Origin of the sequence: Vibrio sp. Y2-5, from assembly GCF_014596725.1 — a bacterium.
Taxonomy (GTDB): domain Bacteria; phylum Pseudomonadota; class Gammaproteobacteria; order Enterobacterales; family Vibrionaceae; genus Vibrio.
The window spans coordinates 101,674-127,369 of record NZ_JACVEG010000001.1 but is presented as its reverse complement, the minus strand read 5'-3'; the positions used below and the strand labels follow the sequence as shown (position 1 = coordinate 127,369).

Annotated in this window: 21 protein-coding genes; 7 read left to right on the top strand and 14 right to left on the bottom strand. The window is 43.7% G+C overall.

All coding sequences use genetic code 11. The features are described 5' to 3' along the window. Window positions 1-194: 194 nt before the first annotated feature. The 3 genes from lysS to brnQ all read right to left on the bottom strand — a co-directional run bounded on the left by lysS (window position 195) and on the right by brnQ (window position 4,364). Window positions 195-1,727 carry a lysine--tRNA ligase gene (gene lysS / locus HUO09_RS00535; protein ID WP_188232694.1) on the bottom strand — a complete coding sequence of 511 codons (1,533 nt, stop codon included), beginning with the start codon at window positions 1,725-1,727 and terminating at the stop codon, window positions 195-197. A 32-nt stretch (window positions 1,728-1,759) separates the two neighbouring features. Next, window positions 1,760-2,858, bottom strand: a protein-coding gene (gene prfB / locus HUO09_RS00530; protein ID WP_167413280.1) for a peptide chain release factor 2 whose coding sequence is annotated in 2 segments (ribosomal slippage) — window positions 1,760-2,782 and window positions 2,784-2,858 — 1,098 coding nt in all. Because the reading frame shifts where the segments join, the coding sequence is not laid out codon by codon here. A gap of 201 nt (window positions 2,859-3,059) precedes the next feature. Then, window positions 3,060-4,364 carry a branched-chain amino acid transport system II carrier protein gene (gene brnQ, locus HUO09_RS00525; RefSeq protein ID WP_188232693.1) on the bottom strand — a complete coding sequence of 435 codons (1,305 nt, stop codon included), beginning with the start codon at window positions 4,362-4,364 and terminating at the stop codon, window positions 3,060-3,062. 305 nt (window positions 4,365-4,669) lie between these two features. Here brnQ and HUO09_RS00520 point away from each other — a divergent pair, with 305 nt between their 5' ends. Further along, window positions 4,670-5,404, top strand: a complete 735-nt coding sequence (locus tag HUO09_RS00520) for a tRNA1(Val) (adenine(37)-N6)-methyltransferase (RefSeq protein ID WP_188232692.1) — start codon at window positions 4,670-4,672, stop codon at window positions 5,402-5,404. Between the two features lie 117 nt (window positions 5,405-5,521). Then, a complete protein-coding gene (gene srmB / locus HUO09_RS00515; protein WP_188232691.1) occupies window positions 5,522-6,775 on the top strand; it encodes an ATP-dependent RNA helicase SrmB in 1,254 nt (417 codons plus the stop codon). Between the two features lie 196 nt (window positions 6,776-6,971). On the opposite strand, the gene prfC is transcribed toward srmB, so the two are convergent. Continuing rightward, complete coding sequence (gene prfC, locus HUO09_RS00510; protein ID WP_188232690.1) at window positions 6,972-8,561, bottom strand: peptide chain release factor 3; 1,590 nt, start codon at window positions 8,559-8,561, stop codon at window positions 6,972-6,974. Between the two features lie 477 nt (window positions 8,562-9,038). Here prfC and HUO09_RS00505 point away from each other — a divergent pair, with 477 nt between their 5' ends. Next, complete coding sequence (locus HUO09_RS00505) at window positions 9,039-11,096, top strand: bifunctional diguanylate cyclase/phosphodiesterase (protein ID WP_188232689.1); 2,058 nt, start codon at window positions 9,039-9,041, stop codon at window positions 11,094-11,096. Window positions 11,097-11,119: 23 nt separating this feature from the next. Here HUO09_RS00505 and rimI read toward each other — a convergent pair whose 3' ends face one another. The 4 genes from rimI to HUO09_RS00485 form a co-directional block, all read right to left on the bottom strand. Beyond that, window positions 11,120-11,569 carry a ribosomal protein S18-alanine N-acetyltransferase gene (gene rimI, locus HUO09_RS00500; RefSeq protein ID WP_188232688.1) on the bottom strand — a complete coding sequence of 150 codons (450 nt, stop codon included), beginning with the start codon at window positions 11,567-11,569 and terminating at the stop codon, window positions 11,120-11,122. A 4-nt stretch (window positions 11,570-11,573) separates the two neighbouring features. Next, window positions 11,574-11,978 carry a DNA polymerase III subunit psi gene (locus tag HUO09_RS00495; protein ID WP_167413832.1) on the bottom strand — a complete coding sequence of 135 codons (405 nt, stop codon included), beginning with the start codon at window positions 11,976-11,978 and terminating at the stop codon, window positions 11,574-11,576. 204 nt (window positions 11,979-12,182) lie between these two features. Continuing rightward, the gene (locus tag HUO09_RS00490) at window positions 12,183-12,689 is read right to left on the bottom strand and encodes a GNAT family N-acetyltransferase (protein WP_188232687.1); all 507 of its coding nucleotides are present in this window, start codon (window positions 12,687-12,689) and stop codon (window positions 12,183-12,185) included. Further along, entirely contained in the window at window positions 12,673-13,200 is a 528-nt protein-coding gene (locus tag HUO09_RS00485) for an SCP2 domain-containing protein (RefSeq protein WP_188232686.1), read from the bottom strand. The genes HUO09_RS00490 and HUO09_RS00485 overlap by 17 nt, the downstream gene beginning before the upstream one ends. Window positions 13,201-13,410: 210 nt before the next feature. On the opposite strand from HUO09_RS00485, the gene HUO09_RS00480 reads away from it, so the two are divergent. The 3 genes from HUO09_RS00480 to HUO09_RS00470 all read left to right on the top strand — a co-directional run bounded on the left by HUO09_RS00480 (window position 13,411) and on the right by HUO09_RS00470 (window position 17,478). Continuing rightward, window positions 13,411-15,459: an EAL domain-containing protein gene (locus HUO09_RS00480; RefSeq protein WP_167413239.1), complete on the top strand. Its 2,049-nt coding sequence runs from the start codon at window positions 13,411-13,413 to the stop codon at window positions 15,457-15,459. A gap of 107 nt (window positions 15,460-15,566) precedes the next feature. Then, window positions 15,567-16,580, top strand: a complete 1,014-nt coding sequence (locus tag HUO09_RS00475) for a peptidase U32 family protein (RefSeq protein ID WP_188232685.1) — start codon at window positions 15,567-15,569, stop codon at window positions 16,578-16,580. Window positions 16,581-16,599: 19 nt separating this feature from the next. Further along, window positions 16,600-17,478, top strand: a complete 879-nt coding sequence (locus HUO09_RS00470; protein WP_188232684.1) for a U32 family peptidase — start codon at window positions 16,600-16,602, stop codon at window positions 17,476-17,478. A 69-nt stretch (window positions 17,479-17,547) separates the two neighbouring features. Here the strand turns inward: HUO09_RS00470 and serB are convergent, their stop codons facing one another. Beyond that, window positions 17,548-18,531 carry a phosphoserine phosphatase gene (serB, locus tag HUO09_RS00465; RefSeq protein ID WP_188232683.1) on the bottom strand — a complete coding sequence of 328 codons (984 nt, stop codon included), beginning with the start codon at window positions 18,529-18,531 and terminating at the stop codon, window positions 17,548-17,550. Window positions 18,532-18,622: 91 nt separating this feature from the next. Here serB and HUO09_RS00460 point away from each other — a divergent pair, with 91 nt between their 5' ends. Further along, window positions 18,623-19,228 carry a YtjB family periplasmic protein gene (locus HUO09_RS00460; RefSeq protein ID WP_167413232.1) on the top strand — a complete coding sequence of 202 codons (606 nt, stop codon included), beginning with the start codon at window positions 18,623-18,625 and terminating at the stop codon, window positions 19,226-19,228. Between the two features lie 107 nt (window positions 19,229-19,335). Here HUO09_RS00460 and deoD read toward each other — a convergent pair whose 3' ends face one another. The 5 genes from deoD to HUO09_RS00435 all read right to left on the bottom strand — a co-directional run bounded on the left by deoD (window position 19,336) and on the right by HUO09_RS00435 (window position 25,470). Then, a complete protein-coding gene (deoD, locus tag HUO09_RS00455) occupies window positions 19,336-20,061 on the bottom strand; it encodes a purine-nucleoside phosphorylase (protein WP_042480330.1) in 726 nt (241 codons plus the stop codon). A 107-nt stretch (window positions 20,062-20,168) separates the two neighbouring features. Further along, on the bottom strand, window positions 20,169-21,389 hold the full coding sequence (locus HUO09_RS00450) for a phosphopentomutase (RefSeq protein WP_188232682.1): 1,221 nt from the start codon (window positions 21,387-21,389) through the stop codon (window positions 20,169-20,171). A 33-nt stretch (window positions 21,390-21,422) separates the two neighbouring features. Further along, the gene (gene deoA, locus HUO09_RS00445; RefSeq protein ID WP_188232681.1) at window positions 21,423-22,766 is read right to left on the bottom strand and encodes a thymidine phosphorylase; all 1,344 of its coding nucleotides are present in this window, start codon (window positions 22,764-22,766) and stop codon (window positions 21,423-21,425) included. A 102-nt stretch (window positions 22,767-22,868) separates the two neighbouring features. Next, a complete protein-coding gene (gene deoC / locus HUO09_RS00440; protein WP_167413235.1) occupies window positions 22,869-23,648 on the bottom strand; it encodes a deoxyribose-phosphate aldolase in 780 nt (259 codons plus the stop codon). A gap of 547 nt (window positions 23,649-24,195) precedes the next feature. Then, window positions 24,196-25,470: a NupC/NupG family nucleoside CNT transporter gene (locus HUO09_RS00435; RefSeq protein WP_167413236.1), complete on the bottom strand. Its 1,275-nt coding sequence runs from the start codon at window positions 25,468-25,470 to the stop codon at window positions 24,196-24,198. Between the last annotated feature and the right edge of the window lie 226 nt (window positions 25,471-25,696).

The following is a 25,696-nucleotide window of genomic DNA, read 5'->3' as shown; positions in this document are numbered from 1 at the left end:
TGTAAGACTAGTAAGGAAATGAAAATATTTCTAATAAAAACCTTTATATGGATCCAAAAACTCAATTAAGAACTTGATCATTAAACAATTTAGCTTTCTCAAAAGAAGCTTATTTTTCGTTATTGAATATTCATGACATAAAAAAAACCGCCCGTAGGCGGTTTTTTCACTTCAACAAATTTCGAAACGCTCGATTACTGTTGTGGACGCATTGCTGGGAACAGAATTACGTCACGAATTGTATGCGCATTTGCAAACAGCATTGCTAGGCGGTCAATACCGATACCTTGACCTGCTGTTGGCGGCAAGCCATGCTCAAGAGCAGTAATGTAGTCTGCATCGTAGAACATTGCTTCATCGTCACCAGACTCTTTCGCATCAACCTGAGCTTTAAAGCGAGCGTCTTGATCTTCTGCATCGTTAAGCTCTGAGAAGCCATTCGCGACCTCACGACCACCGATGAAGAATTCAAAGCGGTCTGTGAAGAATGGGTTGCTATCGCTGCGACGTGCAAGTGGAGAGATATCCGCTGGGTAGCCAGTGATGAATGTAGGCTGGATAAGTTTTGGTTCAGCCGTTTCACCAAAGATCTCTTCAAGTAGCTGACCACAAGTCCAGAACTCTTCAACTTCAACATGAACAGATTTCGCGATAGAAATCATTAGATCACGGTTTTGTAGATCTTCTTCTGTCAACGCTTGGATTTGAGTGTGATCTGGGTTGTAGTGTTTGATTGCTTCGAACATGCTCATACGCGCATATTTGCCACCAAACTCAACCATTTCGTCACCATAAGGCATTGCTGTCGCACCAAGAACATTGATTGCTACAGTGCTTAACATCTCTTCAGTTAGATCCATCAGATCTTTGTAGTCAGAGTACGCTTGGTAGAATTCCATCATAGTGAATTCTGGGTTGTGACGAGGAGAAAGACCTTCGTTACGGAAGTTACGGTTGATCTCAAACACACGATCAAAGCCACCTACCACTAGGCGTTTTAGGTATAGCTCAGGAGCAATACGCAGATACATATCGATATCTAACGCATTGTGGTGCGTAATGAATGGACGAGCAGTCGCACCACCAGGGATCACGTGCATCATTGGCGTTTCAACTTCTAAGTAACCTTTAGAAGTCATGAAAGCACGAATTGCACTTACTAGCTTAGAACGGATGATGAACGTCTTACGTGAATCTTCGTTAACGATAAGGTCAACGTAACGCTGACGGTAACGCATCTCTTGGTCAGTCAGACCGTGGAATTTTTCTGGAAGTGGACGAAGTGCTTTCGTTAGCAACTCGTACTCATCCATATTCACGTAAAGATCGCCTTTACCTGATTTGTGTAGTGCACCTTTAACACCGATGATGTCACCGATATCTAAGCCTTGGTATTTTTCTTTCAGCTCTTTTTGTACATCTTTAGATGCATAAGCTTGAATGCGACCTGAAGTTTCTTGAATCACAAGGAAAGGACCACGTTTAGCCATTACACGACCAGCAATAGCAACGATATGGTTCAACTCTTCTAGTTCTTCTTTCGTCTTTTCACCGAACTCAGCTTGTAGATCACCAGCTAGGCTGTCACGACGGAAATCATTTGGATGACCATTCGCTTTGCAGCTCTTACGGATGTGCTCTAACTTGCTACGACGCTCTGCAATCAGCTTGTTTTCTTCTTGCGCGATTTGTTCTTGATTCATTTCATTTTGAACAGCATCAGTCATTTTGCATGTACCCTGTATTGTCGGTAAAAAGCTTAAAGGCCAGATTTCAGGCTAGCTTCAATAAATTTGTCTAAGTCACCGTCTAGAACCGCTTGAGTATTGCGGTTTTCTACGCCGGTGCGTAAATCTTTAATTCTAGAATCATCTAGTACGTATGAGCGAATTTGGCTACCCCAGCCGATGTCAGATTTCGCATCTTCATTCGCTTGCTTCTCAGCGTTTTGCTTCTGCAGTTCAAGCTCGAACAGTTTCGCACGAAGCTGTTTCATCGCCTGATCTTTGTTCTTATGCTGAGAACGGTCATTCTGACATTGCACAACTGTGTTGGTTGGAATGTGAGTAATACGTACCGCAGATTCAGTGGTGTTAACGTGCTGACCACCAGCACCCGATGCACGATATACGTCAATACGTAGATCTGCTGGGTTAATATCAATCGCAATGTTTTCATCCACTTCTGGATAGATAAACGCAGAAGCAAACGAAGTATGACGACGACCGCCTGAATCAAATGGTGATTTACGAACTAAACGGTGAACGCCCGTTTCTGTACGTAACCAACCGTAGGCGTAGTCACCGATGATACGAACCGTTGCTGACTTAAGCCCTGCGACTTCACCTTCAGACACTTCAATCACTTCTGTTTTGAAGCCTTTAGCTTCAGCCCAGCGCAAGTACATGCGTAGCATCATTGAAGTCCAGTCTTGTGCTTCTGTACCACCTGAGCCTGATTGAAGGTCGATGTAACAGTCAGATGAATCGTGGTCACCAGAGAACATACGACGAAACTCAAGTTGTTCTAACTTTGCTTCCAACTCAGCCAATTCTGGCTCAATTTCATCAAATGTTTCTTGGTCTTCAGCTTCTACAGCAAGCTCAAGAAGTCCTTCAACATCGTCGACACCTTGATCAAGCTGATTGATGGTTTCAACAACCAGTTCTAATCCTGAACGTTCTTTACCTAATGCTTGTGCGCGCTCAGGTTCGTTCCATACATCTGGTTGTTCAAGTTCTGCGTTTACTTCTTCTAGACGCTCTTTCTTAGCGTCGTAGTCAAAGGTACCCCCTCAGGATATTAGTGCGCTCTGACACATCCTGAATACGGTTTTTAATTGGATTGATTTCAAACATTTTTGCTTAAGCTTTATGAGTAGAATTTAACCGGAGAATTCTACTTAAAAATGTGATGAAGATACAGGAAAAATTGGGGATATTTTGATTAGAGGATGAGCGAGAAATCTAAGTTGCGTCGAGCATTCAATGCTCATAAAAAAGAGGCGCTGACGTCTGTTAAAAAACAGCCTCAAGCGCCTCTCCACATCGAAATTAAAGTTATGCCGTTTTTTGGTCTAACTCTGCTTTCGCTGAACCACCGACAAAAGTCATCACGATCATCGCAGCAACTGTAGGTAGCAACCAACCCATACCGATTTCAAACAGAGGTAAGAAATTGAAGAACGAAACGTCTAAACCAGACACTTTTGCCGCGTCAATCAGAGCAAACAGCAGTGACACTAGAATCACCAAACGGTATGCCGCTTGAGGATTAGCCAATTTCGAACGGATGAAAGTCAACGCAACCAACGCAATCGCTACTGGGTATAGCGCGAACAGTACTGGTACTGAAAGAGCAATCAGTTGTGCCAGACCTACATTTGCCACGACTGCACACGCAACACCATTGATAACAACCCATGCTTTATATGAGATTGGTGTATGTGTGCTGAAGAAATCAGAACAAGCAGAGACAAGACCGATAGCAGTGGTTAAACATGCAAGCAGTACGATCACTGACAATACTAGCTGACCTTTGTCGCCAAACAGTGCAATAACGTACTGGCTTAACACCACACCACCGTTGTCAGCACCAACAGCAACAGATGCACTGGTTGCACCCAGATAGAACAGTGAAATGTAAACGAACGCCAAGCCTGTAGCGGCAATAACAGCAGCGCTGATTAGATACTTAGTTGTCGCTTTGTCTTCAGTGATACCTTTTGCGCGTAGCGCATCGACGATAAGGATTCCGAACATCAGAGCACCAAAAGTGTCCATTGTGTTATAGCCTTCGAGGAAACCTTTTGTTAGCGGTTGTGTTGCGTATTCGCCTTGCGCTGCAAGCATTTGTCCCTGAGGATCGATGAATACACCCAAAGCCAGCACAATCAGACCGATGAATAACGCAGGAGTCAGCACTTTGCCGATCACGTCAATCAATTTGCCTTGCGACCATGAGAAGAACATCGCCACAGCAAAGAACAAAATTGAAAAGAGCGTCAGGTTGAGATCAGCAAATAGTGGTTTTATCGCCATTTCATAAGCAACGAGACCTGTACGAGGTGCCGCAAATGCAGGGCCAATAATAATAAAAATAAGAGCTGCCATCACCAAAGATGCTTTCGCAGGTAGATGTTTGGTTAAGTGTTCCCAGCTACCACCCGAAATTGCAATTGCAATAATTGTCACTAACGGTAGACCTACCGCAGTTAATAGGAAACCAGTCATTGCAGGCAATAGGTGGTCACCGGCTAGTTGACCTGCCAAAGGAGGGAAAATGATGTTACCAGCGCCCAAAAAGAACGCAAAAAGCATAAAGCCTAAAGCTATAATATCTGTTAATTTTAGAGTCTGTTTCACAGATACCCCTTAATAATTATTCGTTAATGTAATACATCCTTCGCTTGAAAAACGGCTTTCCAAAGCTCTAGAGAGGTGGCGAATAATGACGAAACTATCATCACTTATCAAGCTGCGAGCCAAAAACACCACATAAAACCACACTCAACACAAAAAACCAGTCAATAACACTGGATTAAAAATAAAAACCGGAACAATAAACTATAAATTTCAAGTATAAATTCAACATAAAATAGAACAAAAATCTATACATTCGTGCAACAACAGCGTTAGTCACTCAAATTTCAACAAATATCGATATTTTCATGAAAAGTAGCACATTAAAAACTAAAGGCTTTAAATTTAAGCAATTTTCGATTGAAGGCGGACAAAGTGGAATGCCTGTCAGCACAGACGGAGTACTTCTTGGTGCATGGGCTTTCCAAGAATCTCTATCTGGTAATCCCCCTACAAGCATCCTTGATATCGGAACCGGCACTGGGTTGCTGGCGTTGATGTGTGCACAACGATTCCCAAACGCCCAAATATATGCGATTGATATCGATCAGCATGCTTACCATGCTGCGAAAATCAATGTCAGTCATTCTCCATGGGCAGAACGTATTGTTGTTGAACAAGCAAATATTTTGGACGCATCACTAAGCAAGACTTTCGATGCAATTATCTGCAATCCCCCTTATTTTAACGACGGAGAGCACTCACAGCACGTCCAGCGAGCAACCGCAAGACACACTAAAACCTTGGAGCATAACCAGTTGATTCACATCAGCTATCAGTTACTCACTGAACAGGGAACAGCGAGCTTTATTCTTCCCACAACAGAAGGTGAACAGTTTATAGCGTTAGCGAAAGACGCGGGATTTTACCTCGCACGAGTATGTAAAATTAAGCCGACTACAAATAAACCGATCAACCGCCTTCTATTTGAAGTGCGGAAACAAGAAACGAGCACAGAGCATTCTGAGCTGATCATTCGCGATGAATTAGGCTACACTCAAGCCTTCACAGAGCTAACACGATCTTTTTATTTAAAGATGTAGAATTAAAGATGTGATCTGAGTGACGATCCATCTATAATGTGCGCCCCTAATTTTTACTGATCAGCGGTTGCTGATCGGCTTTGACTGCTCAGTCCGAGCGCTTGCGGAGTAATAACAGTGATCAAATCTTTTGCTGACTTAGAACTGGATCCAAACCTCGTTGAGGCCATTGAAGAGATGGGTTTTGAACGCCCTACTCAAGTTCAAGCTGAAGCAATTCCTCAAGCCCTCGACGGAAAAGATGTGTTTGCATCGGCTCCAACAGGGACAGGCAAAACAGCGGCGTTTGTTATTCCAGCGCTGCAATACCTACAAGATTTTCCTCGTAAGAAAGCGGGGCCTGCTCGCGTGCTGATTCTGACGCCCACTCGTGAACTGGCACTACAAATCACTGAGCAAGCGAAAGCTCTGGCGAAATACACTCGTATGAGTATCTTCAGTATCACTGGTGGTGTTCAGTACCAAGAACACGCTAACGTTTTAGCAACCACTCAAGATATCGTGGTTGCAACACCAGGTCGTTTATTGGAATACATTGACGCAGAACGTTTTGACTGTCGCGCAATTGAGTGGCTGATTCTCGATGAAGCTGACCGCATGCTCGATATGGGCTTCGGTCCTGTAGTTGACCGTCTATCGGCAGAATGTCGCTGGCGTAAGCAGACCCTTCTGTTCTCTGCAACACTTGAAGGCAAAGGTGTTGATGGATTTACCGCAGACTTGCTAAATGAACCTGCAATTGTGAATGCCGAGCCACCACGCCGTGAACGTAAGAAGATCACTCAGTGGTATCACCGTGCAGACGACATGGAACACAAGCTTGAACTGCTGAAAAACATCCTAACCGAGCAATCAGAACGCGCGATCGTATTCTTAAAAACTCGTGAACGCTTAGCGGAGCTTCGTACGGAATTAGAGCGCGCGCAGATCCCATGTGTTTGGATCCAAGGTGAAATGCCACAAGATCGCCGTAACAATGCGATTGCACGCTTCCGTGACGGTTCAGTCAACATTCTTCTGGCCACTGACGTGGCTGCTCGTGGTATCGACATCCCAGATGTGAGCCACGTAATCAACTTTGATATGCCACGTACGGCAGATGTCTACCTTCACCGTATCGGCCGTACTGCTCGTGCGGGTAAAAAAGGTAACGCAATTTCTCTGGTTGAAGCACACGATCAACCAATGATTGAACGCGTTGCACGTTACATCAAAGAAGAGATTAAAGAACGCTACATTGAAGGCATGCGTCCTAAACACAAAAAACCAGTGTTTAAGAAGAAGAAACCTTCTACTGTGAAAAAGAAAAAAGACACAACTAAGAAGAAAGACACTGCTAAAAAGAAAACTACGGCTAAGAAAAGCAAATAATTCTGTGCGATGATTTCTTAACTATTAAATAGTAGAAAGCCGATGCAATGCATCGGCTTTTTTACGTCTGGCAGAATCAATGCTCATTGGGTGTGATGGAGCAAACATACAAGGGCATGGATGCCCTTGTCTAAGCAAACAGGATGTCTTGAGCGGTTTGCGGAATCATACCCAATTAGACACGACTAGCTGAACATTAATGTTCGCGTGTTGCGCGGAACTCAACTTCTGGTGAACGCTCTTGAGCCAAGTTCAGGTTAACCATAGTAGGCGCGATGTAAGTTAAGTTGTCACCACCATCCAGCGCTAGGTTACTTTGGTTCTTACGTTTGAATTCTTCAAACTTCTTAACATCTGAACAATCAACCCAACGAGCCGTTGCGACGTTCACGCCTTCGTAAATCGCTTCAACGTTATATTCAGATTTCAGACGAGCAACAACCACATCAAACTGAAGTACACCAACCGCACCAACGATAAGATCGTTGTTCTGTAATGGACGGAATACCTGAACAGCACCTTCTTCAGACAGCTGAACCAGACCTTTAAGCAGCTGTTTCTGCTTAAGTGGATCTCTCAAACGAATACGGCGGAACAATTCCGGAGCAAAGTTTGGAATACCAGAGAACTTCAGCTGTTCACCTTGAGTGAAAGTATCACCAATTTGGATCGTACCGTGGTTGTGAAGACCGATAATATCGCCAGCGTAAGCTTCTTCAGCACGAGAACGGTCACCAGCCATGAACGTCACGGCATCAGAGATACTTACCTGCTTACCGATACGTACATGGTTCATCTTCATACCTTGTTTATAGGTACCAGATACGATACGCATAAACGCGATACGGTCACGGTGTTTAGGGTCCATGTTCGCTTGGATCTTAAATACGAAACCAGTGAATGAATCCTCTGTAGCTTCCACGATACGCTCGTTTGATTGGCGAGGTTGTGGGTCAGGAGCCCACTGCGTCAGACCATCAAGCATATGGTCAACACCAAAGTTACCTAGAGCTGTACCGAAGAATACTGGTGTTAATTCACCTTTAAGGAACAGCTCAGAATCAAACTCGTGAGAAGCACCAAGCACAAGTTCAAGTTCTTCACGCAGCTGCATCGCAAGATCTTCACCAATTTCAGCATCCAACTCAGAGTTGTCGATACCTTTAATGATGCGCTCTTCTTGAATGGTGTAGCCCTGACCAGTGGAGTACAAGATCGTTTCGTCACGGTGAATATGGTAAACACCTTTGAATTCTTTACCACAACCGATCGGCCAAGTCACTGGCGCACAAGCGATGCTCAATTCGTTCTCGACTTCATCCAACAGCTCCATTGGATCACGGATATCGCGGTCCAATTTGTTCATGAAGGTAACGATTGGTGTGTCTCTCAGACGAGTAACTTCCATCAGCTTACGTGTACGATCTTCAACACCTTTTGCCGCATCGATTACCATCAAACATGAGTCAACAGCCGTCAGCGTACGGTAAGTATCTTCCGAGAAATCTTCATGCCCCGGAGTATCGAGAAGGTTCACTAGCGCGTCACGGTAAGGGAACTGCATCACAGAGGTTGTTACCGAGATACCACGCTCTTTCTCCATCTCCATCCAGTCAGATTTCGCGTGCTGAGATGAGCCACGTCCTTTTACAGAACCTGCGGTTTGGATTGCACGTCCGAATAACAACACCTTTTCAGTGATGGTTGTTTTACCAGCATCCGGGTGAGAGATAATCGCGAAAGTCCTACGTTTATTGACTTCGCTTAGAAAAATCGGGTCTGCCATTTGATCATTCTTTTCGTTTGAGCACGGAATTGGGTACAAAAAGCCACCTGCAAGGTGTTACTCGCACAAATCCGTTGGTTAATCGTGATTGGCGGGTATTTTCGCTGATTCTTCCTCTATAAACAATCAAAGCTTATATAAAGTGACATCAGCGGTAGATATAAAGTTGAATGGAATGTAAAAAAAACTTTTATTTCAAATAATTAAAACAAAAATTAAAAGCTAAACTGAATAATGGAAATCACTAAAAACATTTTTGTTAGTTGATCACACCATTTCTATTGAGAAGATTAATTATTTAAACTACTGTGATTTCTAGCCTTATTTGCCAACGCAGGGATAGCACAGCAATGACGAGTCATGAACACTTTCAGGTAAGTCATCATTCAATAGTTAAAGCAACACTCATTATTGGTCATTAATTTATCAGCCAATATGGGCTATAACTATAGAAGAATAAAAGGACTTTTGGGCGCGATGGCTAAAACAAAACAGCTAAATTCATTGGCATTTAAACAAGCCAAAACCGTTTTTCTAGTATCAGTGATACTAGGGATATGTTTTAGTTTTTATCACATTCTCATCGATCTTCATCAAGAGCAGAAAAAAGTAGAAGCAAACTACCATTTCAAGCTCATGCAAAGCTATGCCAATGCCAGCCTAGCCGCCTATCATTTAAACAACCTTCTTGCCGGGCAAGTCGCCAATAGTTTAATGGCTGATCCCGCGATTTATCGTGTGGAAATTATTGATGATTTCGGAGATACCTTAATCATCATGCAACGTCCTATTCCGGATATGAATGAGTTTGTCAAACTGCTTTCCCATTACTTCACACCAGAGATTCCAACCTTCACAACAGATCTTCATAAACCTGAGTCGAACGTATTGGTTGGTAACTTAAGCTTCTCAGTGGACGGCACTTCACTTGCTACAGAATTTATAAACAAAACCACACAAGTACTGCTGTTTGACCTATTGCGAAATGTTCTGCTGACCAGCATTTTGCTACTGTTCTTTTATCGCAAGCTCTCCTTGCCCATCATAAATTTAAATAAATGGGTCCGTTCACTAAAAGATAAGCAGCACATCTCACAGCCTCCAGTTCGAGAACATAAAGATGAAATTAGCGAACTGGCTTTTACTTTTCATACACTGTGGAAGGAAAGAGAAGACGCTGAAGCCAAACTTAATCAACTGGCCTATTACGATACCTTAACTGGATTAGCAAACCGAAGCTTACTACTACAAAACCTGTCAGAAGCCATTGATAAAGCAAAACTTCTCAAAACCACTGGCGTTCTTTTTTATATTGACATTGACCGTTTTAAAACCATCAATGATTCTTTAGGCCACACTATAGGTGACAAACTGCTCAAAGCAGTCGCTCTACGGATGGAAGCTTGGGCTAAACAGGGTTACCTTCCGGCAAGAATCGGTGGTGATGAGTTTGCTATTCTCAATCCAGATGTCGCGCATAGAGACATAGAGAGCGCGGCCAAGCAACTGCTTGCGTTGATTTCAAATCCCTACTCCATCGATGACCACCAGCTCTACTGTACCGTGAGTCTTGGCATTACCACCTTCCCAGAAAACATCACCACAAACATTGATCTTCTGCGTCAGGCTGATACCGCGTTATATCGAGCGAAAGTGGGTGGGCGAAATAATTATGTGTTTTATAAACCTGAAATGCAGGCGCAAATCGAATCGTTCTTAACCATTGAAAAAGGGTTACACGAGGCGCTTTCAAACAATCAACTTGAACTCTATTACCAAACTCAAGTGGACATTCACCATAATATAATCGGTGTGGAAGCATTAATTCGCTGGAATCATCCTCAAAAAGGATTGCTACCTCCGGGCTTATTTATGCCTATCGCAGAAGAGACTGGTCAGATATTACAAATTGGCAACTGGATTATTGAACAAGCGTGTTACCAGTATGCGCAGTGGAAAAAAGCTGGAGTGCTTCCGCCGCATTTCCGCCGGTTAGCCATCAATATCAGCCCATTACAGTTTGCTCAGGAGAGCTTTGTTGAGTTTATCAATGACACTTTACAACAAGTGGAAATATCAGGTGAACATATAGAACTTGAGATAACAGAAGGTCTGCTGCTAGAGAATGTCGAAAGCTCTATGGAGAAAATGGCAAAGCTCAAAGAGAATCACATCAATATCTCTATTGATGATTTTGGTACAGGTTATTCGTCGCTACGCTACTTAAAACATCTCTCGGTCGACATGTTAAAAATTGATCGTTCTTTTGTGACTCAACTTCATTTAGATGAAAGTGATCAAGCGATTGTCGATACAATTCTGATGATGGCTCGAAGGCTCAATTTGGAAGTAATCGCAGAAGGCGTTGAAGATATTAATGAGCTCAATGCACTGAAAGAGCTCGGATGTGAACAATTTCAAGGGTATCTATTTGATAAACCACTGCCAGTGAATGACATTGAGCAACGTTTTCAAAACAACCACTATAAAGATATAGCCAACCACAGCCACGTCATTCGCCTTGGTAACAAATAGCCACCAGCCGCAGCGACTAATCGTTACAAGAAGAAGTAGTAGCTCATGATAATGGCGTCTTCTTTGCCTTTTTCTGTCGGATAATAGTTCACACGGCGGTCTATCTCATTGAATCCCAGATTCTGATATAACTCAAATGCACGAGTATTACTTTCTCGAACCTCAAGCCAAGCACTCTCCGATTTAAGTACTTCACAATGAGTTAAGAAAAACTCCGCCAGTTGCTTGCCATAGCCCTTCCCCTGCATCGCAGGATCAATCGCGATATTAAGCAAGGAGACTTCACCAACAATGTTTTGCGCGTAGAAATAACCAATCACTTTATCGTCTAGCAACATACAAAAGTGACAAGCACCTCGGCTATCTAACTGACGAATAATCGACTCTTTCCAAGGATGAGTATGCGCCTGCTGCTCTATTTGCCACACTTCATTCAGATGTTGTTCTTCTAAAGGTAAAAACTGAATCGACATAAGATTAATTCGCCTCGTAAGAACATATTTGTTGCCATAAATCGCGTCGATGTTGGGTATTACCATCAACGTCAGATAAAAGCGGGGTTTGGAGTTTTTTAATGCCTGAAACAGTTGCATCATCACAACCAGCAAACCAAATCCACTCAAGATTTGAGAGGTCTACACTCGCCAAATTATGCAAATGAACATGCTGAGCTTGCTGCAATTCAACATTGAAGCTCTTCAACACTCTTTCAAATAACGTAACTTCGCTTGGGGTCGGATAAGTTTCACTGACCAACAACAATTTACAGCCTTTAGCTAAGGCTACTTTCGATGATTGATACCCTTGCAAACGCTCAGGATGAATCAATTCCCAGCTTTGAATTCCCATCGCTTGTAAGTATTGTTGCTCTTGATTAGGCATAGTAATAATCAGTTAGGGCCAGTTGGCGAAGTAATGCAGATGATTAAAGCCGAATGCTAACAAACTTCCTATGGAATCACCACAGATCATAGAGAACACAAAACCTATTAAACAATCAGCCGAAGTTTCTTGTTTAATAGGTGATGAGCTAGATAGGAGTATTCTAATAAATCAGAAGCAGACGCTTCCTCTTAATGAGACGATTTAAGCGAGCTCATTAAACTCGGGGCAATATTCGATTAGCCCTTGTCGGTTGTCGAGTTCGCTTTCCCACAATGCGACAATTTGAAATGCATCATTAGGTACTTCCCACTGGCATGTAAAGCCGAATTGATTGGCAGATTTAAAGCCAAAGCGTTGATAGTAACTAGGATTACCAAGGACAACACAGGCTGGGTAGCCTAATTCACCAAGTGAAGCCAAGCCTTCGTTCACCAGTTCGGCACCAATGCCTTGTTTACGATACTCAGATTTAACAGCTAAAGGAGCCAAACCCTGCCAGTTGAGGTGTTCACCAGCCACTGATACCGGGCTAAACATTGCGAAGCCCACCACTTCACCATCGTCTTCACAGGCTACCAGTGACAGTGTACGGTTACCATTCTCGCGCAGAGCCATTACCAAATTTGCTTCCGCTTCGGTATCAAATACCGCTTTCAGTAATTGGTCTACAACCAGAATATCGGCTGGAGCCTCAGTTCGAATAAGCATTCACTACCTCTTTATGTGCGTTAGGTGCTTGCATGCCTTTATGCACAAAATCGGCGAGTTGGTGAAGTAAAATTTGCAAAGCTTTCGGTAATTGTTCCAAATCCACACTGTCCATCAAGTTTTTGACTTCTAGACCAAGTTCCGTATCGCCTTCAATTGACAGTCTTCGTTGGAAAAATAACGTGTCTGGATCTTCTTTACGACCAGCAATCAAAACCAGATCATTCAAGTTGCCGCTGAAACTCACATCTTCATCTTTGATGTTATCTGCAACTACAAGTTTGTCGTCTTCATAACTGACATACCAACACAGGTTCATATCGCGAATTTCAACTTTTAACCACTTGCCTTCTAGGAATTCAAAATCCCCATCTTCAAGTGCTTCATGGAAAGCCATTTTCATGCCATCAAGTAAGGCTTTTTTTTGCACAAACTTAGGCAATAAGTGGACTGGAGATCTCAAAATTGATGCTGCATTTTGAACTAGTTGAATACGAATGTTGTTAATCACGCCCTTTATCCGTTACCTTTGTCTTAGGAAAACTCATCATACGGGATGTGATAGTGGCGAACCCTGTTATGCATCAAGAAATTGTGCAACACAGAGAAGCTTTTCTAACCGTGAAATCAACGTTATAGTTAGTACGTATCGCTCTTAAACAATTCTTATTGAACAAATAAGCGCTTAAACACAGTTGGTAGTTTCTTAATGCCGTCGCATATGCCTTCGCAACATTTACAGCACTGGTTTGCAAAAATAACGTCTAACAGTCCGTTCTTTTTTGCAGTTTTAGATGACCAACATAATTATGTCATGGTCAACGAAAGGTATTGTGATGTTTCTGGTTTAACCGCCACGGAACTGGTTGGGATGAATGATTCGCAAATTCTTGGCGAACAATTTTACAACCACCTCAAAGGTTATTACCAAAGAGCATTCAATGGTGAAACGCTAGAAGCGGAAATGACACTCCATGACATCGACATGGAAATGAGTCTTCACTTCTCACTCTCTCCAATTTTCAGTGACAAAAAAGATGTGGAATACATTGTTTTCCATGCCATTGATACCTCTGAAAAACAAATTCTTATCCGCTCTCTGGAAGATTCTGAAAACAAATTTTCGACCCTGACCACTTTATTGCCGGATGGCTTACTGTTAGTCGAAGATGATTTCATTATCTCAGCCAACCCTTCAGCGGCGCGCTTATTGGGATTTGAAGATACCTCAGATCTGCTGGATGAAGAACTGTCACGCTTATTTATCGATGAAAAAACCAAAGGCGTGTTTAACGCGAAATTGGGTGAGCTTTTAACAGACAACCCACTGATATGTCTAACAGGCCCACGCTGTGGTTTCGAGCGCCGCGTACAACTGCATGCGGGTACCACTCAAATTCTGGGCAGCAACTCCCAGCTGATTTTGATTCAGGATGCTTCTCAAGCGACGAAACAGCTTTCCGCCACCAGTCAAACCGATATCCATGTCGATTCATTAACGGGCTTGTACAACCGATTAGGTTTTACCAAACGCTTAGAGCATTTAATTCAAAACGACACACCACTGGTGATGTTGTATTTGGATATCGATAACTTTAAGAATATCAACGACTCGCTCGGCCACCATATCGGTGACAAAGTCATTCAGGAAGTTTCGTCACGTTTGAAACGTTTACTGCCACAGCAGGCGATTTTAGGCCATTTAGGTGGTGATGAATTTGGTCTGATTTTGCCAGAGCCAGAACACAACCGTTCTGCTGAAATGTTAGCCGAACGCATTATTTCTCTGATCAACCAACCTTTTGATTTGCACCACTTCAGCAAGCGCCTTGCCTGTTCGATTGGTAGTGTGCAATATCCCGGTGACGGTAACGACGCACGTATTTTGCTACAGAATGCCGATACAGCAATGTATGAAGCGAAAGATCGTGGTCGTAACCGCCTTATCAAGTTCCATGATCAGATGAACAAAGAAGCGCGTATGCGCTTATGGCTTGAAATTGAACTGCAAAAAGCCCTTCAGCAGAATGGCTTAGAGGTGTGGTATCAGCCAAAAGTGAATGCTCGTGATTTCAGCGTCAACGGCGCAGAAGCTCTGGTTCGCTGGAAACACCCAGTTGAAGGCTACATCAGCCCTGCTGCATTCATTCCGGTCGCTGAAAAAGCCGGTCTTATTGAACATCTTGGCCGTGTGGTCATGCGTGATGTATTTGCGACAGTGAAGCGTTGGAAACAACAAGGCATTCTTCCAGGACGAGTGGCTATTAACATCTCTCCGGAGCAGTTTGGTAACCCGCAATTAATCGACTATCTTGAGAAGCTATTGCGTACCACATCACTTGACCCTAGCTGTATTACTTTCGAGCTGACGGAAAGTGCCGTGATGAGCGATAGCGAACACACGTTACAAATGCTTAACGCAATCAAGAAGTTGGGCTTCAACCTCTCTATCGACGATTTCGGTACCGGCTATTCATCGCTGGCGTATCTTGCACGCTTCCCGATTGATGAATTGAAAATTGACCGAGCGTTTATTACCGACATCGATACCTTGCCAAAACAGATCACGGTCATCGAAAACATCATCAATCTTGGTCGTTCACTCAACTTATCGGTAGTCGCTGAAGGGGTTGAAACACAACAACAAGCGACCTTACTCTCCAACCTGAATTGCCACTCAATTCAAGGTTTCCATTTCCATCGCCCACAGCCTAAACATGAAGTGGAAGAACTGTTCGCTAAGCATCGCCGTCACCGTAAATCACTCTAAGTGAGTAAATTTTTTCTTATTCACTGAAACCTGCCTTACATCAAATTGATATTCATTGTTTGTTTTTAAAATATGGTTACTTTTTCATAAAAATAAGTAACCGAGCAATGGAACTTCTCTGTCCAGCTGGTAATTTACCCGCTCTAAAAACAGCCATTGATTGTGGTGCAGATGCCGTGTACATCGGCTTCAAAGACGACACCAATGCCCGCCACTTTGCAGGGTTGAATTTCACAGGCAACAAACTGAACAAAGCCGTTCAATATACTCACGATCATGGAAAGAAAATCCATGTCGCATTAAACACTTTCGCTCATCCTGATGGTTTTGAACGATGGACCAACGCTGTCGATCAGGCTGCGGATCTTGGTATTGATGCCTTGATCGTGGCTGACGTTGCCATTCTTGATTACGCTGCGAACAAATACCCAGACTTGGAATTACACCTTTCCGTTCAAGCATCAGCAACCAACGTCAAAGCCGTTGAGTTTTACCACAATAACTTCAACGTTAAACGAGTGGTATTGCCTCGCGTACTCTCTATCCATCAGGTAAAGCAGCTTTCACGTAATATCCCAGAAGGGGTAGATCTCGAAGTGTTTGCTTTTGGTAGCTTATGCATTATGTCGGAAGGTCGCTGTTACCTCTCTTCTTACATGACGGGGGAATCACCAAATACGGTCGGCGCGTGCTCTCCTGCAAAATATGTCCGCTGGCAAGAAACTGATTCAGGCTTAGAATCACGACTGAATGAAATCCTTATTGATAAGTACGCTACAGGCGAAAATGCGGGTTACCCAACCTTATGTAAAGGTCGCTTTATGGCGGACATTGATGGCGAGCAAAAACGCTACCATGCGCTAGAAGAACCAACCAGTTTAAACACGCTTTCACTATTACCTGAGCTTTTCGCAGCAAATGTGGCTTCAGTTAAAATTGAAGGCCGCCAACGCAGCCCAGCGTATGTGGAACAAGTGACGCAAACTTGGCGAGCTGCAATTGACCGCTATCTTGCTAACCCTCAAAGCTATCAAGTGGAAAGCGCTTGGGATGCCGCTCTTGCAAACGTATCAGAAGGCACACAAACCACGCTCGGTGCATATCACCGAAAATGGCAGTAATCAGTAGAAAGGGAAAATTATGAAATACGCACTAGGCCCACTACTTTATTTCTGGCCAAAACAAGACGTCGAAAAGTTTTACCAACAAGCCAAAGAGAGCAGTGCAGACATTATTTATCTTGGCGAAACGGTTTGTTCTAAACGCCGTGAAATGAAACCACAACACTGGTTTGATATTGCTAAAGAGCTCTCCTCTGCAGGTAAACAAGTGGTTCTCTCAACAATGGCGTTATTTGAAGCGCCAAGCGAAATCAACGTACTAAAGAAGTATATTGATAATGGTGACTTCGCGATTGAAGCCAATGATGTATCCGCTATTCAGATGGCCCATGAAAAAGGAATTCCTTTCATTGTTGGTCCGGCAGTGAACACCTACAACGCTTACGCATTACAGATCTTTCTAAAGCAAGGTATGACTCGCTGGTGTATGCCTGTTGAGCTATCACGTGACTGGCTTAACAACGTTTTGCTTCAGTGTGAAAAAATCGGTATTCGCAATCAGTTTGAAGTGGAAGTCTTTAGTCACGGATATCTCCCTCTCGCCTATTCAGCGCGTTGTTTCACTGCTCGCGCAGAGAACAGAGCGAAAGATGAATGCGAAACCTGCTGTATTAAGTATCCAACCGGTATTCAAGTCAGCAGTCAGGAAGGTCAATCCGTTTTCAACTTAAACGGTATTCAAACTCAGTCTGGCTATTGTTATAACCTGATGAACGACTTACCGAGTATGGAAGGTTTGGTCGATGTGGTTCGTTTAAGCCCGCTGGGAGTCGAAACCTTCCAACACTTAAACAAGTTCAAGCAAAACGAACATGGTCGTCACCCAACCCAGTTAGAGAATCAGCAATGTAATGGCTACTGGCATCAACTGGCGGGGCTGGAAGTGAAAAACATCTAGTTGAGTGGCATTAAAAAAGCGAGGTATCAACCTCGCTTTTCTGTATTTCAAATTAGACTCAGACAAACCTTACGGCTTGCTTTGCCAGCTAATTTTCTGATGCTTCACAAGACCAGCAGAAAGAATGCAAAGCACCCCACCAAGCCCGGCATAACGCACCGCAGTTTGAGCTTTGGCTTCAACTTTAGGTTTGGCATGGAAAGCAACGCCAAGACCAGCTGCTTCCATCATCACAAGGTCATTTGCGCCGTCACCAACAGCAACAGTATTGTGCATTTCAATATCAAACTGAGTCGCGAGCTCTTCTACGATATCCGCTTTAGTTTGAGCGGTAACTACATCGCCAAGCACCTTACCTGTCAGCTTGCCATTGATAATTTCTAAGGTGTTTGATTGCGCATGATCCAGATTGAGCATGGCTTTCAAATGATCAGAGAAATAGGTGAAACCGCCTGACGCAATCGCTGTTTTCCAGCCAAATGCTTGTAGCGTTTCAACCAGCTCTTCCAGCTCTTCCATTAATGGCAGAGTTGAACGGACAGACTCTAAAATGGATTCATCCGCGCCACTCAGTTTTCCGACACGTTGACGTAGGCTTTGTTCGAAATCGAGTTCGCCTTGCATCGCTCTTTCTGTCACTTCTGCCACTTCATCACCGACACCAGCTAGCTTGGCAATTTCATCAATACACTCAATCTTGATTGCTGTAGAGTCCATATCCATCACAATTAAACCCGGTTTTGATAAATCAGGTACCTCATTGATGCGAGCGTAATCTAGGCCTAAACCCTGTATTATTTTCTCATGTTCGCCCGTCAGCTCACCTGACATCAAAGCGACTTCATAAGGACCGACTTTCCACGCATCAATAATGGCGTTGTAATAACCGGTAAAGAAATCAATATCTTCAAATTGCTGCGCAGTTAAAAAGTCGCCAAAAACAATCCAGTTGGCTTTGCTTTTGTCTAGTTGACGAGATAAACGAGTTTCAGGCAGACGATTGATAAGAGACGTATGTTTTTTGATAGCTAGCATAATAGTTAAGGCATCCATGTCTTCGTATAAGCAGACGTTACCCTATTGCAATTTAAAAACGCAAGTCTCAATATGTGCAAAGTCTGATTTTCTTTGGATTAACACGATTATGGACGGTTCTTTGTTCTCGTTTCGTATGGTTATTCGCCTACTAACCTTACTGCTGTTGATTGGCATGTTCGTCATCACAATTAAAAATAGTGTTGTGATCAGTAAAGGTAACGAACGTATTCAAGCAAACCAGCTAGAAACACTCACTAAGGTATTGATTACTCAAGCCTCGCTAACCGCAGGCAGAAGTATCGCAGAGCAGGATCAAGAGCGTCTGCTCAACCTCACCAATCAACTTGCTCAAGACCGCTTAGTATTTGATGCAACAATTTATGATTCTGAAGGTGTAAAACTGGCCTCCAGTGATTCAGCGCTAAGTGTAAGAGAAGTACTTGGCTTAGATACGCCTTTGCAGACGGCAAGTATTGGTCGTCAGCAACTTGTAGAGCCTGTCATACATGATGGTAACTTGATCGGTTTTGTTCGCATTACGTTTGAAACTGGTAAGGTAACAGCCATTTCCGATCATCACTATCGTAAGAGTGATCGCTACATGTACCTGATGGTTATCATGAGCTTTATCAGTGGCGTGTTGTTCACTCTGCTACTGAAACGTAAGCCGAAGTCGAAAGGTGAAAACCTGCTGCTGCAGAACGCGGAATAAAGTTTCGTAGGGAACGTTCGCTAAAACGCATCATATAAACAAAAACCTCAGCCAAAGCTGAGGTTTTTTCTTTTGTTCAGAATAAATCAGCGAATAGATAAGAAAGCTTAGTAACCTTCTTGATCACCAATCAATACTGAATCTAGTGCGATAAGCATCATGTCGTTAAACGTGGTTTGACGTTCTTCAGACGTGGTCGCTTCGCCTGTTTTGATGTGGTCAGATACAGTACAGATAGTCAGCGCTTTTGCACCGTATTCAGCAGCAACACCGTAGATACCCGCCGCTTCCATTTCAACACCAACGATGCCGTATTTGTCCATTACGTCGAACATTGATGGATCTGGCGTGTAGAAAAGTTCAGCAGAGAAAAGGTTACCCACTTTAACGTCGATACCGCGTGCTTTCGCAGCTTCTTCAGCTGCTTTTACCATTTTGTAATCAGCGATTGCAGCAAAGTCATGGTCTTTGAAGCGAATACGGTTCACTTTAGAATCCGTACATGCACCCATGCCGATAACAACATCACGAACTTTGATATCTTCGTTAACAGCACCACAGCTACCCACGCGAATCACTTTCTTCACGCCGTAATCTTTGATTAGCTCGGTTACGTAGATAGAACATGATGGGATACCCATACCATGGCCCATCACAGAGATCTTACGACCTTTGTAAGTGCCAGTGAAACCGAACATATTGCGAACGTCACACACTTGTACAACGTCTTCTAGGAAAGTTTCTGCGATGTATTTAGCACGTAGTGGATCACCCGGCATCAGTACAACGTCAGCGAATGCGCCCATTTCAGCGTTAATATGAGGAGTAGCCATTATCTTATTCCTTATGATTTTAGGCGCTTAAATTGCACCTTTACCAAACTGATAACTGGGGCTCAATACGATCCTACTCACTAAGATAGAACTAAGCCCCTAAGAAATTACAAAAAGTTCTTACCGTAATCCATTGGCGAAATGCCAAAGTAGCTTGCTAGGCTTTGACCGATATCAGCGAATGTTTCGCGACGGCCTAATGAACCCGGAGCCACTTTCTTACCGTAAACAATCACAGGGATATGTTCACGTGTATGGTCAGTACCTTGCCATGTAGGGTCACAACCGTGGTCAGCAGTAAGAATCAGCACATCATCTTCTTGCATTAATTCTAGAACTTCAGGTAGACGCTTATCGAAATATTCTAGTGCAGCGGCGTAACCCGCAACGTCACGACGATGACCGTAAGCTGAGTCAAAATCGACAAAGTTAGTGAAGACGATAGTGTCATCACCAGCTTGTTGAATTTGCTCTAGTGTTGCTTCAAACAGTGCAGGAATACCCGTTGCTTTCACTTTCTTAGTGATACCGCAGTTTGCATAGATATCTGCAATCTTACCGATTGACACTACATTGCCCTGCTTCTCTTCAACCAGCTTTTGCAGCACAGTTGCTGAAGGCGGCTCAACAGAAAGATCACGACGATTACCTGTGCGTTCAAACTGACCTTTACCAGCGCCAACAAATGGACGAGCAATAACGCGGCCGATGTTGTAATCCGCAAGTTCTTCGCGCGCGATTTGGCAAAGTTCAAGTAAACGATCAAGACCGAACGTCTCTTCGTGACACGCAATTTGGAATACTGAGTCAGCAGAAGTATAGAAGATAGGTTTGCCAGTCTTCATGTGTTCTTCGCCTAAATCATCCAGAACCTGCGTACCTGAAGCGTGGCAGTTGCCTAAGAAATCATCCAGACCTGCGCGAGCAAGAATGCGATCCGTCAGTTCTTTCGGGAAACTGTTTTGCTTGTCAGTGAAATAGCCCCATTCAAAAAGAACTGGCACACCAGCAATTTCCCAGTGACCAGACGGAGTATCTTTACCTGAAGAAAGCTCAGCCGCATGACCATAAGCACCAATGATGTCTGCTTGGTCATCAAGTCCCGGAGCCAAACGACCAGTAGACTCTTTGTGCGCCATCGCAAGACCAAGCTTAGATAAGTTTGGCAATGTTAATGGACCTTTACGATCTGCATTATCCGCTAAACCTTGCGCACATTGATCAGCAATGTGACCGAGTGTGTCTGCGCCAACGTCACCAAAATCTTTGGCATCCTCGGTTTCGCCGATACCGAATGAATCTAAAACTAAAATAAATGCTCTTTTCATAATTCTTTCCTCACCAATCTTTTCCTGAACGAACTACACGTCTTCTGCACGAATCTGACGGTAAACATCAGGAGTTGGGACGTATTCACCACCGACTTTAATCGCATTTTGTAGTGCGTTTGCCGCTTCTTGCCACTGCTCTTCACTGCGAGCGTGAATGAACGCTAACGGCTTGTTGCTATCTGCAACTTCACCAAGGCGAATGAAGTTATCAAAGCCTACTGCGTAATCGATAGTATCTGTTGCGACACGACGACCACCGCCCATACCAACCACTGCCATACCAATTGCGCGAGTATCCATAGCTGATACCACACCCGATTGGGCAGCATAAACAGGTTTGATGATTTGAGCTTTATCTAAGTAGTTGTCGTAGTTTTCAACGAAGTCTGTTGGTCCACCAAGGCCTGCAACCATCTTACCGAAACGCTCTGCTGCTTGGCCGTTATCAAGCACTGCTTGTAGTTTTTGACGCGCTTCAACGCTGTCTTTTGCAAGTTTTCCTAGCACCAGCATTTCAGCACAAGAAGCCATAGTCACTTCAAGTAAACGAGGGTTACGGTATTCACCTGTTAGGAAACGAATCGCTTCACGCACTTCAACAGCGTTACCCGCAGAAGACGCCAATACTTGGTTCATATCGGTTAAAATTGCCGTTGTTTTGGTGCCAGCACCATTCGCAACCGCAACGATAGATTTTGCTAGTTCTTCTGACGCTTCGTAAGTTGGCATAAATGCGCCAGAACCTACTTTCACGTCCATCACTAATGACTCAAGACCTGCCGCCAATTTCTTCGAAAGAATAGAAGCAGTGATCAGAGAGATATTATCAACGGTTGCGGTGATATCTCGTGTTGCGTACACGCGTTTATCTGCCGGTGCTAAATCGCCAGTTTGACCGATGATCGCCACACCTGCTTGCTTAGTCACTTGACCAAACACTTCGTTAGTTGGAGTGATGTTATAGCCAGGGATAGACTCTAATTTATCAAGAGTACCGCCAGTGTGGCCCAAACCGCGACCAGAGATCATAGGAACGTAACCACCGCAAGCCGCTACCATAGCGCCAAGCATCAATGAAGTGACGTCGCCCACACCACCTGTCGAGTGTTTATCAACAATCGGGCCATCAAAGTTCATATGACTCCAGTCGATAACCATGCCTGAATCTCGCATTGCACAAGTGAGTGCGATACGCTCTGGCATAGTCATTTCACGGAAGAATACAGCCATTGCGAAAGCTGCAATTTGTCCTTCAGAAACCGTGTTGTTCGCCACACCTTGAATGAAGAAGTTGATTTCTTCTGTGGTAAGGATTTCACCATCACGTTTTCTGCGAATTATCTCTTGTGGTAAGAAAGTTTGAGCTAAATACATTAGTGCCTCCCTAGCCCCCCTCATCTATATGATAGGTAGCTATGGTTGTTTACTATTTAGAAATGAAGATGGCGCTATGCGCCATCTTGTAAAACAGAACAATTAGTAAGCCGCTGGATCAGCTTTTTCGTCTGTAACTTCTAATGTATTTAGTAGATTGGTTAGTAGGCTTGACGCACCGAAACGGTAGTGGCGGCTATCCACCCACTTATCACCTAAAATTTCGTCAGCCATTGCTAGGTAATCACGAGCATCTTCAGCTGTACGCACACCACCCGCAGGCTTGAAACCGACAGTTTCAGCGACGTTCATGTCACGAATCACTTCTAACATCATACGTGCATATTCAGGCGTTGCGTTTACTGGCACTTTGCCCGTTGACGTTTTGATAAAGTCTGCGCCTGCTTCGATAGAGATTTGTGACGCTTTTTTGATTAGAGCTTCTTCTTTTAGCTCACCTGTTTCGATGATCACTTTAAGAAGAGCATCTGAACCACACGCTTCTTTACATTGCTTAACTAGTTCGAAACCTACTTTCTCGTTACCAGCGATAAGCGCACGGTAAGGGAAAACAACGTCTACTTCGTCAGCGCCGTATGCTACTGCTGCTTTCGTTTCAGCAACTGCAATTTCCACATCGTCATTACCGTGTGGGAAGTTAGTTACTGTTGCAATGCGAACTTCTGGTGTGCCTTGCTCACGAAGGGTCTTCTTAGCAATAGGAATAAAGCGAGGGTAAATACAGATTGCAGCAGTATTGCCTACTGGGCTTTTTGCATCGTGACAAAGCTGGATCACTTTCGCATCCGTGTCATCATCATTCAGTGTTGTTAAGTCCATCAGTTTAAGTGCACGTAGTGCTGCTGCTTTTAAATCGCTCATTTCTAACTCCGATCAGTATATTCAATTAGTTCACTATCAAGGCGACTTTTATACGTCTAATTTGATAGCCACAAATGAACGGACTTGGTTCCTTGAAGACTCGGTGAGTATTAACGCTCACCAATTGCTATCCTTGTCACCGCACAGTACCCATTTGGGTCTATGGCACAACAATCTGTGATTGCGGTGTCTTTCAGTTTAAGTTTTAGGCAGTGTCAGTTTCAGACACACTCTGCCTTTCAAAAACACCGTAGCGGTTGACCTATCCAATTGGTCTTGCTACGTCGTTTTGATATTCGCTTACTTCCTTCGGCAAGATACTACAGTATAGATATTTATCACAAAACTGTAGCTCCATTCGAAGAGCAAACGGTTTGTATCTCAAAAATGGTCATATTCTGACATCCTTGAGACACAAGGCTTTTCAATGCAATCCATTACAAAAATTCACTCTTTGTCATGCTCTGAAAAGCAAAAACACCCCGCAGCAATATTCTTGCTACGGGGTGAGATTAAACGGCGTCTATATATCGTTCTCTAAATCAAATTAGAAAGAGATAAAGAAGCCAGCAATTGTTGCAGCCATCAAGTTAGATAGCGTACCAGCAATAACTGCTTTGATACCCATACGAGCGATGTCGTGACGACGAGTTGGAGCTAGACCACCCAGACCACCTAGTAGAATCGCGATAGAAGATAGGTTCGCGAAGCCACATAGAGCGAATGAGATGATTGCTTGAGTCTTAACAGACATTAGCTGACCAGTAGCCGCAACCACTTGAGCGTTTTCACCCACGTATGGTACGAAGTTTAGGTACGCAACGAATTCGTTTACAACAGTCTTCTGACCGATGAATGAACCTGCGATTGTTGCTTCTTCCCATGGCACACCAATTACGAATGCTAGAGGAGCAAAGATCCAGCCTAGAAGAAGTTCTAGAGTTAGCTCAGGCATACCGAACCAACCACCAACGCCACCTAGGATACCGTTTAGAAGCGCGATCAGACCGATGAATGCGATTAGCATTGCACCAACGTTCAGAGCAAGTTGTAGACCTGCTGCCGCACCGCCCGCAGCTGCGTCGATAACGTTAGCTGGTTTATCGTCGCCACCTTCAAGAGCATCGTCAATGTTCTCTTGTGGTTGATCAACTTCAGGGAATAGGATTTTAGCGAACAGTAGACCACCAGGTGCTGCCATGAATGATGCTGCAACTAGATACTCTAGTGGAACACCCATTGAAGCGTAACCTGCAAGTACACCACCAGCAACAGAAGCCAAACCACCACACATTACCGCGAACAGCTCAGATTGAGTCATTTTTGGAACAAATGGGCGAACAACAAGTGGAGCCTCAGTTTGACCAACGAAAATGTTAGCTGCCGCAGACATAGATTCTGCGCGAGATGTGCCTAGAGCTTTCTGCAGACCACCACCTAGAATCTTAATTACCCATTGCATAATGCCTAGGTAGTAAAGAACTGAGATCAGTGCAGAGAAGAAAATCAGTGTTGGAAGAACACGGAAAGCGAAGATGAAACCGCCGCCACCGAACACTTCGAACATCTTGTCAGAAACAAGACCACCGAATAGGAAAGAAGTACCGTCATTACCGTAGTTAATAACGTTAGATACCCCGTTAGAGAAACCAGCAAGTAAATCGCGGCCCCATGGGACATAAAGTACAAATGCACCTAGTGCAAATTGGATAGCGAATGCGCCACCCACAGTTCTTAAGTTAATAGCTTTGCGGTTATTTGAAAGTAATACTGCGATAGCAAGTAGAACGATCATACCGACTAGGCTCATAAACGTACTCATAGTTTATGGCTTCCTTATAGTTTAATTTGGCGTGTTAAACATTGGGTTGTTTTCGGGGTGCGATTATACGCATCTCTCACAACAAAAAGTAATATATGCATCACGCATTTTTAGGTAATGATTAAACATTACATTCAAAAACAAGAAGCAAGTCACATTAAAAGCCCAAAACTGCGGTAATTTGACCTTATTCGAAACATATAACCAACAAATTGTAGCCCAGCCC